The sequence below is a fragment of the Enterobacter sp. V89_11 genome (genome assembly GCF_029967775.1).
Taxonomy (GTDB): Bacteria; Pseudomonadota; Gammaproteobacteria; order Enterobacterales; family Enterobacteriaceae; genus Enterobacter; species Enterobacter ludwigii.
Window position 1 is genome coordinate 21754 of sequence record NZ_JASCAN010000019.1, and the last position, 18331, is coordinate 40084.

Sequence of the window (18331 nt, forward strand, 5' to 3'; positions counted from 1 at the left end):
CCAGATGTAAAAATGACGGAAAAGCGGAGGGACGTCAACAGAAATAATCGCCAGGAATGGTGAGGAATGCTCAGGGAAGATGAAGGGAGTTCATGATGGCGGGTGAGTGCGGTCTGATGCCCTCACCCTGTCCCTCTCCCACCGGGAGAGGGAACAAGAAAGATTACAGCAGTTTAGCCAGACGGTTGATGTCAGACTGGATGGCCCCGGCGGTCACATCGCGCCCCGCACCCGGGCCACGGATCACCAGTGGGTTATCACGGTACCAGCGGCTTTCAATGGCGAAAACATTATCGCACGGCAGCAGCGCCGCCAGCGGATGTTCAGGACGAACCGCCTCGACACCCACACGTGCTTTTCCGTTCGCTTCGAAACGCGCCACGTAGCGCAGCACCAGGCCCATCTCGTTTGCCGCTTCCAGACGTTGCACCATCTGCTCGTTCAGCTCTTCGCCGTTCTCGAAGAAATGGTCGACAGAGTCGTCCTCACAGCCAGCAGGCACCAGCGACTCAACGCGGACGGCATCAGGTTCGATGTCATAACCGGCTTCACGCGCCAGGATCACCAGCTTACGCATAACGTCTTTACCGGAAAGGTCAACGCGTGGGTCAGGCTCCGTTAAGCCCTGCTGCCATGCCTGATCCACCAGGTCAGTGAACGGTACGGTGCCATCAAACTGCAGGAACAGCCAGGAGAGCGTGCCGGAGAAGATGCCACTCAGCGCCAGAATGCTGTCGCCGCTTTCAATCAAATCACGCACGGTATGGTTAACCGGCAAACCAGCGCCCACCGTGGCGTTATACAGCCAGTGACGGCCTGTCTTTTCAAACGCGTCGTGGATTTGACGGTACTTGTCCGTGCTGCTCGCCCCCGCCAGCTTATTGGCGCTAATAACATGGAAACCGTGGCTGGCGAAATCAAGATACTGATCGGCAAGCTGTTCACTGGCGGTCACGTCCAGCACCACCAGATCGTCATACGGGTGCGCGCGCATCCAGAGGAACAGTGACTCTTCATCCTGTTCAACCGCTTCATCGTTAAAGAAGGCCAGCGCCCGGCTGGCGTCCAGCCCTTCGTAGTTCAGCAGGCTGCGGCGGCTGTCCACCACGCCCGCGAGAATAAATTCAAACCCGGTACGCGCTGAGAGGGTCACCTGCTCGCGAGCGAACAGCTCCAGCCAGCGTGAGCCGATATTTCCTTTACCAAACAGCACCAGCCCGATGCGTTTCTCCGCACGGAACAGAGAGGTATGCAGCCCCTGAATCAGGCTCTCGGTAGGTCCTTTACGCAGTACGGCCACCAGGCTGATGCCCTCTTCCGACTGCCAGGTGAATTCAACCGGCTGGCCTTTCAGCTGCTGCCAGAAACGGTGGCAGTGCAGCGGGTTGCGGGTAACGCCCGCCCCCACCATCGCCACCAGCGCCAGACCCTGACGCAGGCGAAGCTCGCCCGGCAGGCCCGCTTCATCAAGAATTTTCAGGGCGCTGTCCGCCACTTCGGCGGTGTAGCAGAACTGCAGCAGCTGGCGGTCGTTATGCACGCCAACGGCGAGCGGACGCACCTGGGCGCGTTTGAGGATCAGGTCGATGTCTTTGTGTGCCAGTTTGAAATCCTGGCCCGCCGGGACCTGGAACTCAATCAGGCAGATGTCGTCATGGCTGGTCACAATTCGCGCCCCCGTACCGGACGCCAGGACGCGTTCGATGCGGGTAGAGCCTTGATCCGGGGTGTAACTACAGCGCAGCTGCAGGTCGATGTCGCTCCCGGAAACCGGCTGTAGCGTACGCGCATGCAGAACCGGTGCCGCCAGGCGTGCCAGCTCGCTGGCCTCGTCCAGACGCAGCAGCGGCAGCAGGCAGGCATCTTTCACTTTACGCGGGTCAGCACTGTAGACACCGGCCACGTCGCTCCAGATGGTGACGCGGGAAACGCCTGCCAGCGCACCAATTTGCGTCGCTGAGTAGTCAGAGCCGTTACGTCCCAGCAGCACGGTTTCACCGGCACTGCTGCGGCTGATAAAGCCGGTCACCACAATACGTTTGCCCGGATGCTGAACCAGCAGCTGTTGCAGCAGCGGATATGACAAGCCTTCATCCACCTGCGGCTGAGCGGCGCGTTCGGCGCGCAGGAAGTCACGCGCGTCAAGCCAGGCCGCATCCACGCCCAGGTGTTGCAGCACGGCCGCCATCAGGCGTGCAGACCACACTTCACCGTGGCCGACCACCTCGGCATACACCGCGTCGGTAATACCGCTGTCCAGCAGGGCAGCCAGACGCTCAAGGTCATGCGTAAAGGCGCTAATCAATCCGTCCGCGACGTCCGCTGGCAGTAAGCCGGCAATCAGCTCACTCTGGTAACGACGTAAGGACTGTTGCACCTGATGCGCAGAGAGGCGATCGGTCTGACTCAGTTTGAGCCAGCTAATCAACTGGTTGGTGGTGCTGCCAGCCGCGGAGACAACCATCATGTCCCCCGGCTGCGAATACTCTGTCATGATCCCTGCGACACGCAGGTAACACTTCACATCAGCAAGACTACTACCACCAAACTTGTGCAGTTGACGACCCTTCGCCCCTGCCTGCGCTATCACACTCATGATTACCCCTTGGCTGCGACCCGGAAGCCATTTTCCAGATCGGCAATTAAATCTTCAGAATCTTCAATACCGGTCGAGATACGCAGCAGCGTCTCAGAAATACCGGCGGCGGCACGTGCTTCTGGTGCCATACCTGCGTGCGTCATGGTTGCGGCGTGGGAGATCAAGCTTTCAACCCCACCTAATGATTCCGCCAGCGTAAACAATGACAGCCCGCTCAGGAAGCGACGCAGCGTTTGCTCGTCACCGTCCAGTTCAAAACTTAACATCGCGCCAAATCCCTTTTGTTGACGCGCGGCAATCTCGTGCCCCTGGTTTTCCGGCAGCGACGGGTGATAGAGCTTTTTCACCAGCGGCTGGGTCTTCAGGAAATCAACAATCGCCTGAGCATTGCGCTGCGCCACTTCCATGCGCGGCGACAGCGTGCGGATACCGCGCAACAACAGGTAGCTGTCGAAAGCGCTCGCAGTGACGCCAATGTTATTGGCCCACCATGCCAGTTCGGTGACAACGTCGGGATCTTTTGCAATCACCACGCCCGCTACCACATCAGAATGACCGTTCAGATATTTAGTGCATGAATGCAATACCAGATCGGCACCCAGCGCAAGCGGGTTCTGAAGGGCCGGACTGAGGAAGGTATTATCCACTACACTTATCGCTCCCGCATCCCTTGCGCGCTGACAAATTTTCGCAATATCGACGACGCGCAACAATGGATTGCTTGGACTTTCCACCAGCACCAGCTTCGGTTTCTCTGCCAGCGCCTGTTTCAGCGCCTGTTCGTCGTTTTGATCGACAAACAGCACGCGGTAGCACCCGCGTTTTGCGAGGCTGTCAAACAGACGATAGCTACCACCGTAACAGTCGTGCGGTGCCACCAGCAGGTCGCCCGGCTTCAGAAATACCGTCGTCACCAGGTGAATCGCAGACATCCCGGTGTTGGTTAACACGGCGCCTGCACCGCCTTCCAGCTCCGCCAGCGTGCGCTGGGTCACGTCACGCGTCGGGTTGCCGCGACGGGAGTAGTCATGCGCACGGGGTTCATTAAAACCGGTAAAATTGTAAGTACTGGAAAGATGAATTGGCGGGACAACACAGCCGTACTGCTCGTCATCATTTAATCCGCTACGCACTGCGATGGTGGCCTGTTTACGCGTCATGGTGAAGGCTTCCTGGCTAAAAGAGGTGAAAAGTCAGGCACCAGAGTAAACACTGAAAGTATGGACGTCAATACATCTGGACATCTAAACTTCTTTGCGTATAGATTGAGCAATGCGCAAATAGCCGTTAAAATTATATGCTTTAGTGCACGCTACAGCGGCAATATCCGTGCCACGGTATCGTCTCTACGGTAAACTACGCTGGATTACGGTCAAAACTGGCGATGACGGGTTTTGCACCTTTAGATTAATGACTGAGAGGATTAAAGGTATCTCATGGCTGAATGGAGCGGCGAATATATCAGCCCATACGCTGAGCACGGTAAGAAGAGTGAGCAAGTAAAGAAAATTACGGTTTCCATTCCTCTGAAGGTGTTGAAGATCCTCACCGATGAACGTACGCGTCGTCAGGTGAACAACCTGCGCCACGCGACCAACAGCGAACTGCTGTGCGAAGCGTTTCTGCATGCGTTTACCGGTCAACCGTTGCCAAACGATGAAGATCTGCGCAAAGAGCGTAGTGATGAAATTCCGGAAGAGGCGAAGGTGATCATGCGTGAACTGGGTATCGACCCGGATACGTGGGAATACTGAGAAGCGGATACAAAAAAGGCACCTTGCGGTGCCTTTTTTTCGGGAAACTTACTTAGCGCCCGGGATGCTGAAACGCTTGTTGAAGCGGTCAACACGGCCACCGGTTGCAACATCACGCTGCTTACCAGTGTAGAACGGGTGGCATTTGCCGCACACGTCCAGGTTCAGATCGTGACCCACGGTAGAGCGGATCTGGATAGAGTTACCGCAAGAACAGTTTGCAGTAATCATTTCGTATTTCGGGTGAATATCTTTTTTCATGGGAGAACCTCAGTTAAGGCCGCGTCGCTCTTCCAGCCCTAACGCCAGACACCACGCGATGTTGAATGTAAGTTCTTTGGCGTAAAGTACACCAAAGGCGGCGAATCATACAGAATTTGACCAACGTATGCAAACTGATCCGCACGCCGCTTTCACTAATGTGTATACTAACGCGCCACTTTTCAAGTCAGGAAGATTCGATGCCCGTCGCTCACGTTGCCCTGCCCGTTCCGCTTCCCCGCACCTTTGACTATCTGCTGCCTGACAGCATGAGCGCCAAAGCGGGCTGTCGCGTGACCGTGCCATTTGGCAAACAGCAGCGCATTGGGATTGTTGTGTCGGTAAGCGATAAGAGCGAATTGCCGCTCAATGAGCTGAAAGCCGTCGCAGAGGTACTGGACAGCGAGCCCGTTTTCTCCACCAGCATCTGGCGGCTCCTGCTGTGGGCGGCAGATTACTACCATCACCCTATCGGCGATGTCCTGTTCCACGCCCTGCCTATTATGCTTCGTCAGGGTAAAAGTGCCAGCCACGCTCCCCTCTGGTACTGGTTTGCCACTGAGGAGGGTCAGGCGGTCGATATCAATAGCCTGAAACGCTCGCAGAAACAGCAGCAGGCGCTGGCGGCCCTGCGTCAGGGGAAAATCTGGCGACATCAGGTTGACGAGCTTGAGGTGAGTGAAACGGCGCTGCAGGCCCTGCGCAAAAAAGGGCTGAGCGAACTGGCAAGCGAGGCGCCTGCCCTTTATGACTGGCGGGACAGTTTCTCCGTTTCAGGGGATCGTCTGCGACTCAACACCGAGCAGGCCACCGCCGTAGGGGCCATTCACAGCGCCTCCGATCATTTCTCCGCCTGGCTACTGGCAGGGGTTACCGGCTCCGGCAAAACAGAAGTGTATCTCAGCGTACTGGAAAACGTGCTTGCGCAGGGTAAACAGGCGCTGGTGATGGTTCCGGAAATCGGCCTCACGCCACAAACCATCGCCCGTTTTCGCGAGCGGTTTAATGCGCCGGTTGAAGTGTTACATTCGGGCCTGAACGACAGCGAGCGCCTCAGCGCCTGGCTGAAAGCCAAAAACGGCGAAGCGGCGATTGTGATTGGCACCCGGTCCTCGCTGTTTACGCCGTTTAAAAACCTCGGCGTTATCGTCATCGATGAAGAGCATGACAGCTCCTATAAGCAACAGGAAGGCTGGCGCTATCACGCCCGCGATCTGGCCGTTTATCGCGCCCACAGCGAGCAAATCCCGATTATTCTTGGCTCCGCGACGCCCGCCCTCGAAACGCTGCATAACGTTCGCCAGCGTAAATACCACATGCTGCGCCTGACGCGGCGCGCAGGGAACGCGCGCCCTGCCATTCAGCATGTGCTGGATCTAAAAGGCCAGCAGGTGCAGGCGGGGTTAGCGCCTGCGCTTATCACCCGGATGCGCCAGCATTTGCAGGCCGGTAATCAGGTCATTTTATTCCTTAACCGCCGCGGGTTTGCCCCGGCGCTGTTGTGTCACGACTGCGGCTGGATTGCCGAATGCCCGCGCTGCGACCACTACTACACGTTCCATCAGGCCCAGCGCCATTTGCGCTGCCACCACTGCGACAGCCAGCGGCCGGTACCACGCCAGTGTCCGTCATGTGGCTCAACGCATATCGTGCCGGTCGGCCTGGGGACGGAGCAACTGGAAGAGGCCCTTAAGCCTTTCTTCCCTGACGTTCCTCTTTCCCGCATCGACCGTGACACCACCAGCCGCAAAGGGGCGCTGGAACAGCAGCTGGCGGAAGTGCATCGCGGTGGCGCACGCATTCTGATTGGCACGCAGATGCTGGCCAAAGGGCACCACTTCCCGGACGTAACGCTGGTCGCCCTGCTGGACGTAGACGGCGCGCTGTTTTCGGCCGATTTCCGCTCAGCAGAACGTTTTGCCCAGCTTTATACCCAGGTTGCCGGACGTGCCGGTCGCGCAGGCAAACAGGGTGAGGTGGTTTTACAGACCCACCATCCTGAACATCCGTTACTGCAAACCCTGCTGCATAAAGGCTATGACGCGTTTGCGGAGCAGGCGCTGGCAGAACGCCAGACGATGCAGCTTCCGCCGTGGACCAGCCACGTCATCATTCGCGCAGAAGATCACAACAACCAGCAGGCACCGCTTTTCCTGCAGCAGCTGAGAAACCTCCTGCAGGCCAGTCCGCTGGTGGATAACTCGCTGTGGATACTGGGGCCGGTGCCGGCGCTGGCACCAAAGCGTGGTGGACGTTTTCGCTGGCAGATTTTGCTCCAGCACCCTTCGCGCATCCGCCTGCAACATATCGTCAGCGGCGCGCTGGTACTGATCAATACCCTACCGGAAGCGCGCAAAGTGAAGTGGGTGCTGGACGTTGATCCTATCGAAGGCTGAAGACGGATCGAAAAATTTAACGCTCCTCACACTTTTTATGAAAATTCTGTAACCGATTCCATTAACTATCTGTAAAAATGGTGGCGTCAGAAGTTCGGTGTTCAGGCGAGGAGAAGACGTTGAAGTCCAGGAAAGAGGTTGCCACGGCGACCATGAAAGACGTTGCCCAGAAAGCACAAGTCTCTACGGCAACCGTGTCCCGCGCATTAATGAACCCGGATAAAGTCTCCCAGGCGACCCGTAACCGGGTAGAGCAGGCTGCGCTGGAAGTGGGCTATTTCCCGCAGGCGATGGGACGAAACGTTAAACGCAATGAGTCGCGCACCATCCTGGTGATTGTGCCGGACATCTGCGATCCCTTCTTCAGCGAGATTATTCGCGGTATCGAAGTGACGGCGGCAGAACAAGGTTATCTGGTGCTGATTGGCGACTGTGCTCACCAGAACCAGCAGGAAAAAACCTTTATCGACCTCATTATCACCAAGCAGATCGACGGCATGTTGCTGCTTGGGTCTCGCCTGCCGTTTGATGCCAGCATTGAAGAGCAGCGCAATTTACCGCCGATGGTGATGGCCAACGAGTTTGCACCCGAGCTGGAGCTGCCGACGGTACATATTGATAACCTGACCGCCGCGTTCAACGCCGTCAACTATCTTCAGGAGCTGGGGCACAAGCGTATTGGCTGCATTGCCGGGCCGGAAGAGATGCCATTGTGCCACTACCGCCTGCAGGGCTACGTTCAGGCGCTGCGCCGTACCGGCGTCACCGTCGACCCGCACTACATTGCTCGCGGGGATTTCACCTTTGAAGCTGGTGGACAGGCGCTGGAGAAGCTGCTGGATCTGCCCGAGCCGCCGACCGCGGTGTTCTGTCACAGCGATGTGATGGCACTGGGGGCATTATCGTATGCGAAGCGCCGCGGCCTGCGCATACCGAAAGATTTGTCGATCATCGGATTCGATAATATTTCGCTGTCAGAATTTTGCGATCCTCCACTCTCGACCGTGGCGCAGCCGCGCTATGATATTGGGCGTGAAGCGATGCTTCTTCTGCTGGATCAGCTGCATGGTCAAACAGTTAACAGCGGCTCGCGGTTGCTGGACTGTGAATTGATTGTGCGCGGTTCTACCCAGGCATTGACTTAAAGTAAATGTCTTTCAGACACCCTTATCTGGTCAAAGCCCCGCCGCTTAAGTAACATGGCGGGCTGACGAACGAATAAATACAGCGAAACGATAGTGGCACAACGAGATTATGTACGTCGCGGCCAGCCGGCACCTTCGCGACGCAAAAAGAGTAGCTCAAGGAAAAAGCAACGTAACCTGCCTGCTGTCTCGCCAGCGATGGTCGCTATTGCTGCGGCTGTAGTCGTGGCCTTTATTGGTGGTCTGTACTTTATCACGCACCATAAAAAAGAAGAGTCCGAGGCGCTTCAGGCCAGCAAGGTTGCCGGAAACGGCCTTCCGCCGAAGCCTGAAGAGCGCTGGCGCTATATCAAAGAGCTGGAAAGCCGTCAGCCTGGCGTACGTGCGCCGACCGAACCTTCAGCGGGTGGTGAAGTGCAAAATGCCAGCCAGTTGACGGATGAACAGCGTCAGTTGCTGGCACAAATGCAGGCCGATATGCGCCAGCAGCCTACGCAGCTGAACGAAGTACCGTGGAACGAGCAGACGCCGGAACAGCGTCAGCAAACGCTGCAGCGTCGTCAGGCACAGCAGCAGCTCCAACAGCAACAGCAGCAACAACAGCAGTGGGCGCAAACCCAGCCAGTGCAGCAGCCTAAAACGCAGCCGCGGGTGACGGAACAGCCGTATCAGCAGCAAACGCGAACGGCGCAGTCCCAGCCAGTGCAGCAACCGCCGAAGGCCCAGCCGCAGAAACAGGCGGCTCAGCCGTATCAGGATCTGCTGCAGACGCCGGCGCATACCACTGCGCAGCAGCCGAAAACGCAGCAGGCCGCACCGGTAACCAAAGAGACCGATGCGCCGAAACAGACTGCTGAGAAAAAAGACGAACGCCGCTGGATGGTGCAATGTGGTTCATTCAAAGGTGCTGAGCAGGCGGAAACGGTGCGCGCACAGCTGGCTTTTGAAGGGTTTGATTCACGCATTACCACCAATAACGGCTGGAATCGCGTGGTGATTGGCCCGGTCAAAGGCAAAGAAAATGCCGACGGAACCATTTCCCGTTTGAAAGTGGCGGGACACACAAACTGCATTCGACTCGCTACCGGGGGTTGAAACCCCCAAATTCCCCCCCATCTATCATTCTATTCAGCCCTGAGCACAGGCTCAGGGCTTCTGTTTCCCGATTCTGTAACCAGGGGGTCTGCTCGTGACAACAATAGTAAGTGTACGCCGTAACGGCCACGTGGTAATCGCCGGTGATGGCCAGGCCACGCTGGGTAATACCGTAATGAAAGGCAACGTGAAGAAAGTTCGTCGTTTATACAACGACAAAGTGATCGCCGGTTTTGCAGGCGGTACGGCTGACGCCTTCACGCTGTTCGAACTGTTTGAACGCAAACTGGAAATGCACCAGGGTCACCTGGTGAAAGCCGCCGTTGAGCTGGCGAAAGACTGGCGTACCGATCGCATGCTGCGCAAACTTGAAGCGCTGCTGGCGGTGGCCGATGAAACCGCTTCGCTTATCATCACCGGTAACGGTGACGTCATTCAGCCTGAAAACGACCTGATTGCTATTGGCTCTGGTGGCCCGTACGCCCAGGCTGCAGCCCGTGCGCTGTTGGAAAATACCGACATGAACGCGCGCGATATCGCGGTGAAGGCGTTGGATATTGCAGGTGATATCTGCATCTATACCAACCACAACCACACCATCGAAGAATTACCGTCTAAAGCGTAAGGATCTCCCATGTCTGAAATGACCCCACGCGAAATTGTCAGCGAACTGGACAAACATATTATCGGCCAGGACAACGCCAAGCGTTCCGTGGCTATTGCCCTGCGTAACCGCTGGCGCCGCATGCAGCTCGAAGAAGAGCTGCGCCATGAAGTGACGCCAAAAAACATTCTGATGATCGGCCCGACCGGTGTCGGTAAAACCGAAATCGCCCGTCGTCTGGCGAAACTGGCTAACGCCCCGTTCATCAAAGTCGAAGCCACCAAGTTCACCGAAGTGGGCTATGTGGGTAAAGAAGTGGACTCCATCATTCGCGATCTGACCGACTCGGCGATCAAAATGGTGCGCGTCCAGGCGATTGAGAAAAACCGCTACCGCGCCGAAGAGATGGCGGAAGAGCGCATTCTTGACGTCCTGATCCCACCGGCGAAAAACAACTGGGGCCAGGCTGAACAGCAGGCTGAGCCGTCAGCGGCGCGTCAGGCGTTCCGCAAAAAACTGCGTGAAGGCGAGCTGGACGACAAAGAGATTGAGATCGATCTTGCTGCTGCCCCTATGGGTGTGGAAATCATGGCACCGCCCGGCATGGAAGAGATGACCAGCCAGCTGCAGTCTATGTTCCAGAACCTGGGCGGCCAGAAGCAGAAAGCGCGTAAGCTGAAAATCAAAGACGCCATGAAGCTGCTGATCGAAGAAGAAGCGGCGAAACTGGTGAACCCGGAAGAGCTGAAGCAGGATGCTATCGACGCGGTTGAGCAGCACGGTATCGTGTTTATCGACGAAATCGACAAAATCTGTAAGCGTGGCGAATCCTCAGGCCCGGATGTCTCCCGTGAAGGCGTTCAGCGCGACCTGCTGCCGCTGGTTGAAGGCTGCACCGTCTCCACCAAACACGGTATGGTCAAAACGGACCACATCCTGTTTATTGCCTCTGGCGCATTCCAGGTGGCGAAACCGTCTGACCTGATCCCGGAGCTGCAGGGTCGTCTGCCAATTCGCGTGGAGCTGCAGGCGCTGACCACTGAAGATTTCGAACGCATCCTGACCGAGCCAAATGCCTCTGTGACCGTACAGTACAAAGCGCTGATGGCAACCGAAGGTGTGAACATCGAGTTCACTGAAGACGGTATCAAACGCATCGCCCAGGCCGCCTGGCAGGTCAACGAAACCACCGAGAACATCGGTGCCCGTCGTCTGCACACCGTGCTGGAGCGCCTGATGGAAGATATCTCTTATGATGCGAGCGACCTGAACGGTCAAAGCATTACCATTGACGCAGAATATGTGGGTAAACACCTGGATGCGTTAGTGGCAGATGAAGATCTGAGCCGTTTTATCCTATAATCGCGGTTACTGCATTCTCATCACGTTTAATGGGGGCTAAAGCCCCCATTTTTATTGGCTAAATTACTATGACTGACATCAGCCGTACTCAGGCGTGGCTCGAAAGTCTGCGCCCTAAAACTCTTCCTCTGGCCTTTGCCGCCATTATCGTCGGTACGGCGCTTGCCTGGTGGCAAGGCTATTTCGATCCGCTGGTTGCCGGGCTGGCACTGATTACCGCCGGTCTGCTGCAAATTCTCTCCAATCTCGCCAACGACTATGGCGATGCGGTTAAAGGCAGCGACAAACCCGACCGTATCGGGCCACTGCGCGGTATGCAGAAAGGGGTCATTACCCAGGCACAGATGAAACGCGCGCTGATCATTACCGTGGCGCTGATTTGTCTTTCCGGCCTGGCGCTGGTAACGGTCGCGTCTAAAACCCCCAGCGATTTCATTGGGTTCCTGGTACTGGGTCTGCTCGCCATTATTGCCGCCATTACCTATACCGTCGGTACCCGCCCTTATGGGTATATTGGGCTGGGTGATATCTCCGTGCTGGTGTTCTTCGGCTGGCTGAGCGTGATGGGGAGCGGGTACTTACAGGCACATACCCTGATCCCGGCCCTGTTCCTGCCGGCAACCGCCTGCGGCATGCTGGCGACGGCGGTGCTTAACATCAACAACCTGCGCGATATCGACAGCGACCGTGAGAACGGCAAAAACACGCTGGCCGTGCGTCTGGGGCCCGTTAATGCACGCCGTTATCATGCGTGTCTGCTGCTGGGCGCTCTGCTGTGCCTGGCGCTGTTTAACGTTATCTCGCTGCACAGCATATGGGGCTGGCTGTTTGTACTCGCCGCACCGCTGCTGATTAAGCAGGCGCGATTCGTCATGCGTGAACTCAGCCCTGCGGCCATGCCGCCAATGCTGGAGCGTACGGTAAAAGGGGCACTGCTGACTAACCTGTTGTTCGTCATCGGGATTGTCTTAAGTCAGACGCTGGGTTAACTGACAAATATCAATTAACAATTGATGATTTTGCCAACAACGCATTTAGCACGATATACTGAACACATTCGCAGCAACTGAGCGTTAAACCTATGAAATACGATACCTCCGAGCTTTGTGACATCTACCAGGAAGATGTCAACGTCGTTGAACCGCTGTTCTCCAACTTTGGTGGGCGGTCGTCGTTTGGCGGACAAATCGTCACGGTGAAATGTTTCGAGGATAACGGGTTGCTCTATGATCTGCTCGAACAGAACGGCCGTGGCCGCGTTCTGCTGGTTGATGGCGGGGGCTCCGTACGCCGTGCCCTCATTGATGCTGAGCTCGCCCGTCTTGCCGTACAGAACGAGTGGGAAGGCATTGTGGTGTATGGCTCAGTGCGCCAGGTGGACGATCTCGAAGACCTGGACATTGGCATTCAGGCTATCGCGGCCATTCCGGTGGGTGCTGCGGGTGAAGGTATCGGCGAAAGCGACGTGCGCGTCAATTTCGGCGGCGTGACCTTCTTCTCCGGTGACCATCTCTATGCCGATAACACCGGGATTATCCTTTCCGAAGATCCGCTGGATATCGAGTAATAAAAAAAGCCGGGTGGCGGCGACGCCTTACCCGGCCTGTTCTGCATTTCCCGAAAGAAATTACACTTCTTCCATACGCCCCAGCAGCGCCTGCAGACGATCCTGCCAGCCATTCTGCTGTTCACGCAGCTGGTTGTTTTCGCGCTCCAGTTCTTCACGGCTGTGCTGGGCGTTCTGAACTTCCTGCGCCAGGCTGTTGTTCTTCTCTTTCAGCTCTTCAATTTCCATCTGCAGCAGCGTGATGGTGTCAATCGCCTGCTGTACTTTCGATTCCAGTTTCTCAAACACTTCTAAAGACATGATCCTACCTCTCCTGAATTGCAAGGCGACGCTTTAACGTAAACGCGCACAACAGATATGCCGATTGTATGAAGCCCCGTCGCCCCTGTCCAGCGGCAGACCGCGCAGATCGTGGTTTGCAACACTTTTCGGCCTCGTCCTGGTGCGTTCGCGGCATATACCCCTAAATTGTTAACTCATTCGTTAATGAAATGATTCAGCTCACATTTTGCTATTGGTGTAAAAATGCGCTTTATGGCGCGAAAACGCTCATTTTATTGACGCAGACCACACATTTTGATTTCGATATTTCTCGTTTTTGCTCGTTAACGATAAATTAACACTATGTCTACAGGGCATCGTGGCTGTCACGGGCGGTCATGCTAACAATAAACATCAATTTCTTCAGGATTCCGATTATGAGTCAGACATCAACCTTAAAAGGCCAGTGCATTGCCGAGTTCCTTGGTACCGGGTTGTTGATATTCTTCGGAGTGGGCTGTGTTGCTGCACTGAAAGTGGCGGGTGCCAGTTTCGGTCAGTGGGAAATCAGTATTATCTGGGGTCTGGGCGTGGCGATGGCCATCTACCTGACCGCAGGGGTTTCCGGCGCACATCTTAACCCGGCGGTGACCATCGCGCTGTGGCTGTTCGCGTGCTTCGACGGACGCAAAGTTGTTCCCTTCATCCTTTCTCAGTTTGCCGGCGCGTTTTGCGCAGCGGCGTTAGTTTACGGGCTTTATTACAATCTTTTCATCGACTTCGAACAGACACATCATATGGTGCGTGGCAGTGTCGAAAGTCTGGATCTGGCAGGCATCTTCTCAACCTATCCCAACCCGCATATCAATTTTGTGCAGGCGTTCGCAGTTGAAATGGTGATTACCGCTATTCTGATGGGCGTTATCCTGGCGCTGACCGACGACGGAAACGGCATTCCGCGCGGCCCGCTAGCACCGCTGCTGATTGGCCTGCTGATTGCGGTGATCGGTGCATCCATGGGCCCGCTGACCGGGTTTGCGATGAACCCGGCGCGTGATATCGGACCTAAAGCTTTTGCCTTTATCGCAGGATGGGGCGACGTGGCCTTCACCGGCGGTAAAGATATCCCTTACTTCCTGGTACCGCTGTTTGCACCGGTTGTCGGGGCTGCGCTGGGTGCATTTAGCTACCGCAAATTAATTGGTCGCCATTTACCGTGCGACACCTGTGTGGAAGAGGAGAAGGAAACGACTTCTACCGCACAACAAAAAGCTTCGCTGTAATCTGACTACGGGACACATACCATGACCGAAAAAAAATATATCGTTGCGCTCGACCAGGGCACTACCAGCTCCCGCGCTGTCGTAATGGATCATGACGCGAATATCGTCAGCGTGTCACAGCGCGAATTTGAGCAAATCTATCCTCGCCCAGGCTGGGTCGAACACGATCCTATGGAGATCTGGGCTTCACAAAGCTCCACTTTGGTAGAAGTGCTGGCGAAAGCCGATATCAGTTCCGACGAGATTGCCGCTATCGGTATTACCAACCAGCGTGAAACCACTATCGTCTGGGAGCGCGAAACCGGTAAGCCTATTTACAATGCCATCGTCTGGCAGTGCCGCCGTACGTCAGAAATCTGCGAACAGCTGAAGCGCGACGGTATGGAAGACTATGTACGTAGCGCAACCGGTCTGGTCGTTGACCCGTATTTCTCCGGTACCAAAGTGAAATGGATCCTCGACCACGTTGAGGGTTCACGTGAACGTGCAAAACGCGGTGAGCTGCTGTTCGGTACCGTCGACACCTGGCTTATCTGGAAGATGACCCAGGGGCGTGTCCACGTCACTGATTACACCAACGCCTCGCGCACCATGCTGTTCAACATCAATACCCTGGAGTGGGATGACAAGATGCTGGACGCGCTGGATATCCCGCGCGCGATGTTGCCAGAAGTCCGCAAATCTTCTGAAGTTTACGGTCAGACCAATATCGGCGGCAAAGGCGGCACGCGTATTCCGATTGCCGGTATTGCCGGTGACCAGCAGGCGGCGCTGTTTGGCCAGCTGTGCGTTAAGGAAGGGATGGCGAAAAATACCTACGGTACCGGCTGCTTTATGCTGATGAACACCGGTGAGAAAGCGGTGAAATCAGAAAACGGCTTGCTGACCACCATCGCCTGCGGCCCACGCGGTGAAGTGAACTATGCGCTGGAAGGTGCGGTGTTCATGGCAGGTGCGTCTATTCAGTGGCTGCGTGACGAGATGAAACTCATCAGCGATGCGTTTGACTCCGAATATTTCGCAACCAAAGTGAAGGACACCAACGGCGTGTATGTGGTTCCGGCCTTTACCGGTCTGGGCGCCCCCTACTGGGACCCGTATGCACGCGGCGCGATTTTCGGGCTGACCCGTGGGGTAAACTCGAACCACATTATCCGCGCGACGCTGGAATCCATCGCTTATCAGACGCGCGACGTACTGGAAGCAATGCAGGCTGACTCCGGCATTCGTCTGCACGCCCTGCGCGTGGACGGCGGCGCCGTTGCCAACAACTTCCTGATGCAGTTCCAGTCCGACATTCTGGGCACCCGCGTAGAGCGCCCGGAAGTACGTGAAGTCACCGCGCTGGGTGCGGCGTACCTTGCAGGTCTGGCTGTCGGCTTCTGGCAGAATCTGGATGAACTGCAGGAAAAAGCGGTTATCGAACGCGAATTCCGCCCTGGCATCGAAACCACTGAGCGTAACTATCGCTACAGCGGCTGGAAGAAAGCGGTGAAACGCGCCCTGGCGTGGGAAGAGCACGAGCAGTAATTTCTCCCCTCACCCTTCCCCTCTCCCCGCCGGGGAGAGGGGACCGACCGCACCCACTCCCACTCTGTGATAAACTTCGTGCAATTCCTTTTGATTGCACGAGTACCTCATGAAACGTGAACTGGCTATCGAATTTTCCCGCGTCACCGAAGCTGCCGCACTGGCGGGCTATAAATGGCTCGGCCGTGGCGACAAAAATACCGCAGACGGTGCGGCTGTCCATGCCATGCGCATTGTGCTTAACCAGGTCAATATCGATGGCACCATCGTCATTGGCGAAGGCGAGATCGACGAAGCGCCAATGCTCTATATCGGTGAGAAAGTGGGCACCGGCAAAGGTGATGCCGTGGATATCGCCGTCGACCCGATTGAGGGTACCCGCATGACGGCAATGGGCCAGGCCAACGCGCTGGCCGTGCTGGCGGTAGGGGACAAAGGCTGTTTCCTCAACGCACCGGATATGTACATGGAAAAGCTGATTGTCGGCCCCGGTGCCAAAGGGGCTATCGACCTGAGCCTGCCGCTGGAAGAGAATCTGCGTAACGTTGCCAGGGTGCTGGAAAAACCGCTTAGCGCGCTCACCGTGACCATTCTGGCGAAACCGCGCCACGATGCCACCATTGCCCAGATGCAACAGCTCGGTGTTCGCGTCTTTGCCATCCCGGATGGCGACGTGGCAGCGTCTATCCTGACCTGCATGCCAGACAGCGAAGTGGATGTGCTTTACGGCATTGGCGGCGCGCCGGAAGGTGTGGTCTCCGCCGCGGTGATCCGCGCTCTGGATGGCGACATGCAGGCCCGTCTGTTGCCCCGTCACGAAGTCAAAGGCGACAGCGAAGAGAATCGCCGTATTGGGGAAGAAGAGCTGGCACGCTGCGAAGCGATGGGTATTGAAGCCAACAAGGTGCTTGCGCTGGATGACATGGCGCGCAGCGACAACGTTGTCTTCTCCGCAACCGGCATCACCAAAGGTGACCTGCTGGATGGCATCACCCGTAAGGGCAATATGGCCACCACCGAAACCCTGCTGATCCGCGGTAAATCGCGCACCATTCGCCGCATTCAGTCTGTTCACTATCTGGATCGTAAAGACCCTGACGTGCAGGCGCACATTCTGTAAAACCGTTTGATCGATAGAGCTTTCCGGCCCAAATGGGCTGGAAATCTTCACCACAAGTCCGGAAGATAGAACAGAGAAAAAGCACAGGAGAAGATCATGGCGGACTGGGTAACAGGTAAAGTCACAAAGATACAGTTCTGGACCGATGCGCTATTTAGTCTCACCCTGCATGCTCCCGTCCATCCGTTTACGGCCGGGCAATTTGCGAAGCTGGGGCTGGATGTTGACGGCGAGCGCGTGCAGCGCGCCTATTCCTACGTTAATGCCCCCGATAACCCGGATCTCGAGTTCTATCTGGTCACCGTCCCGGACGGCAAACTCAGCCCACGCCTTGCCGCGCTTAAGCCCGGTGACGATGTGCAAATTGTCAGTGAAGCGGCCGGTTTCTTCGTACTGGACGAAATCCCGGACTGCGACACCCTCTGGATGCTGGCAACCGGCACGGCCATTGGCCCCTATCTCTCTATTTTGCAGTACGGCAAAGACCTTGAGCGCTTTAAAAACATCGTGCTGGTTCACGCCGCGCGCTATGCCGCAGACTTGAGCTATCTTCCGCAGATGCAGGCGCTGGAAAAGCAGTACGGCGGGAAACTGAAAATTCAGACCGTGGTCAGCCGCGAAACCGCAGCAGGTTCACTGACGGGCCGCGTGCCGGCATTGATTGAGAGTGGTGCACTGGAAGACGCAATTGGCTTGCCGATGAGCGCTGAAACCAGCCACGTCATGCTGTGTGGCAACCCGCAGATGGTTCGCGACACGCAGCAGCTTCTGAAGGATACCCGGCAGATGACGAAACATCTTCGCCGCCGGCCGGGCCATATGACTGCCGAACACTACTGGTGATCAGCGGTATTTCACCTCAAGGGTGTCTTTGCCGTATTTGTTTTCGCTCTGGGTGCCGATAAACGCGCCCAGATCGACCACCATCATGACAAAAATAATGGTTGGTAGCAGTCTGCCCACCACCCAGGGAAGGATGGACGGAAGTATCGACCAGTTCCCGGCCACCAGCATCCACGCCAGAATAATCAGAAAAGCCCACGCGCCGGAACGGCCGCGATCGTGCAGACGTTTCACCACCACGGCCGCGGTTGGCCACAGTAAACAGACCAGCGCAAACGCCGCCGTTTGTGTGCTGAGCCATGCGTTGAAGGCCACGAAAAACAGAAGCAGCATGGCAACGATCCACGTCGCCATCCAGATCCAGAAGTCACGGCGTCCAATACGCCCTTTGAATGAAAACAACCACTGCTGTATGGTCATGTAAGGTTCCTTATTATCATATAGCGCGCATTTTACCCTGGAGTTGTGACCTTTTGACAAGCCGACCAGATATCGATTTAATCATGAACAC

The 18331-nt window shown here is 56.2% G+C and carries 17 protein-coding genes; 12 read left to right on the forward strand and 5 right to left on the reverse strand.

The annotated features are described in order from the left end of the window. Positions 1 to 163 precede the first annotated feature (163 nt). Positions 164 to 2596: a bifunctional aspartate kinase/homoserine dehydrogenase II gene (locus QLG09_RS15200; protein WP_020883947.1), complete on the reverse strand. Its 2433-nt coding sequence runs from the start codon at positions 2594 to 2596 to the stop codon at positions 164 to 166. 2 nt (positions 2597 to 2598) lie between these two features. Continuing rightward, on the reverse strand, positions 2599 to 3759 hold the full coding sequence (gene metB / locus QLG09_RS15205; protein ID WP_014172189.1) for a cystathionine gamma-synthase: 1161 nt from the start codon (positions 3757 to 3759) through the stop codon (positions 2599 to 2601). A 276-nt stretch (positions 3760 to 4035) separates the two neighbouring features. On the opposite strand from metB, the gene metJ reads away from it, so the two are divergent. Beyond that, positions 4036 to 4353, forward strand: a complete 318-nt coding sequence (metJ, locus tag QLG09_RS15210) for a met regulon transcriptional regulator MetJ (protein WP_007369220.1) — start codon at positions 4036 to 4038, stop codon at positions 4351 to 4353. A 48-nt stretch (positions 4354 to 4401) separates the two neighbouring features. Here metJ and rpmE read toward each other — a convergent pair whose 3' ends face one another. Continuing rightward, entirely contained in the window at positions 4402 to 4614 is a 213-nt protein-coding gene (gene rpmE / locus QLG09_RS15215; RefSeq protein WP_003862040.1) for a 50S ribosomal protein L31, read from the reverse strand. 200 nt (positions 4615 to 4814) lie between these two features. Between rpmE and priA the strand changes: the two genes are divergently transcribed. The 7 genes from priA to rraA all read left to right on the forward strand — a co-directional run bounded on the left by priA (position 4815) and on the right by rraA (position 12783). Beyond that, the gene (gene priA / locus QLG09_RS15220; RefSeq protein ID WP_049022996.1) at positions 4815 to 7010 is read left to right on the forward strand and encodes a primosomal protein N'; all 2196 of its coding nucleotides are present in this window, start codon (positions 4815 to 4817) and stop codon (positions 7008 to 7010) included. 119 nt (positions 7011 to 7129) lie between these two features. After that, positions 7130 to 8155 (forward strand): DNA-binding transcriptional regulator CytR, encoded by a 1026-nt coding sequence (gene cytR, locus QLG09_RS15225; protein WP_020883949.1) that lies wholly within the window; start codon positions 7130 to 7132, stop codon positions 8153 to 8155. A gap of 93 nt (positions 8156 to 8248) precedes the next feature. Further along, entirely contained in the window at positions 8249 to 9250 is a 1002-nt protein-coding gene (gene ftsN / locus QLG09_RS15230; protein WP_014172193.1) for a cell division protein FtsN, read from the forward strand. A 94-nt stretch (positions 9251 to 9344) separates the two neighbouring features. Further along, entirely contained in the window at positions 9345 to 9875 is a 531-nt protein-coding gene (gene hslV, locus QLG09_RS15235; RefSeq protein ID WP_014172194.1) for an ATP-dependent protease subunit HslV, read from the forward strand. Positions 9876 to 9884: 9 nt separating this feature from the next. After that, on the forward strand, positions 9885 to 11216 hold the full coding sequence (gene hslU, locus QLG09_RS15240; protein WP_014172195.1) for an HslU--HslV peptidase ATPase subunit: 1332 nt from the start codon (positions 9885 to 9887) through the stop codon (positions 11214 to 11216). A 68-nt stretch (positions 11217 to 11284) separates the two neighbouring features. Further along, positions 11285 to 12205 carry a 1,4-dihydroxy-2-naphthoate polyprenyltransferase gene (gene menA / locus QLG09_RS15245; RefSeq protein ID WP_014172196.1) on the forward strand — a complete coding sequence of 307 codons (921 nt, stop codon included), beginning with the start codon at positions 11285 to 11287 and terminating at the stop codon, positions 12203 to 12205. Positions 12206 to 12297: 92 nt separating this feature from the next. Continuing rightward, complete coding sequence (rraA, locus tag QLG09_RS15250) at positions 12298 to 12783, forward strand: ribonuclease E activity regulator RraA (protein ID WP_014172197.1); 486 nt, start codon at positions 12298 to 12300, stop codon at positions 12781 to 12783. Positions 12784 to 12843: 60 nt separating this feature from the next. Here the strand turns inward: rraA and zapB are convergent, their stop codons facing one another. Then, positions 12844 to 13083, reverse strand: a complete 240-nt coding sequence (zapB, locus tag QLG09_RS15255) for a septal ring assembly protein ZapB (RefSeq protein ID WP_008501806.1) — start codon at positions 13081 to 13083, stop codon at positions 12844 to 12846. A gap of 398 nt (positions 13084 to 13481) precedes the next feature. On the opposite strand from zapB, the gene QLG09_RS15260 reads away from it, so the two are divergent. From QLG09_RS15260 to fpr, 4 genes are all read left to right on the forward strand, one after another. Further along, entirely contained in the window at positions 13482 to 14327 is an 846-nt protein-coding gene (locus QLG09_RS15260; protein WP_014885705.1) for an MIP/aquaporin family protein, read from the forward strand. A gap of 21 nt (positions 14328 to 14348) precedes the next feature. Then, positions 14349 to 15857, forward strand: coding sequence for a glycerol kinase GlpK (glpK, locus tag QLG09_RS15265; RefSeq protein ID WP_014172201.1), 1509 nt, complete (start codon positions 14349 to 14351; stop codon positions 15855 to 15857). 109 nt (positions 15858 to 15966) lie between these two features. Next, positions 15967 to 16977 carry a class II fructose-bisphosphatase gene (gene glpX, locus QLG09_RS15270; RefSeq protein WP_049022998.1) on the forward strand — a complete coding sequence of 337 codons (1011 nt, stop codon included), beginning with the start codon at positions 15967 to 15969 and terminating at the stop codon, positions 16975 to 16977. A 96-nt stretch (positions 16978 to 17073) separates the two neighbouring features. Continuing rightward, positions 17074 to 17820, forward strand: a complete 747-nt coding sequence (fpr, locus tag QLG09_RS15275) for a ferredoxin--NADP(+) reductase (protein ID WP_014172203.1) — start codon at positions 17074 to 17076, stop codon at positions 17818 to 17820. On the opposite strand, the gene QLG09_RS15280 is transcribed toward fpr, so the two are convergent. Beyond that, positions 17821 to 18240 (reverse strand): DUF805 domain-containing protein, encoded by a 420-nt coding sequence (locus QLG09_RS15280; RefSeq protein WP_025202755.1) that lies wholly within the window; start codon positions 18238 to 18240, stop codon positions 17821 to 17823. Positions 18241 to 18331 lie beyond the last annotated feature (91 nt).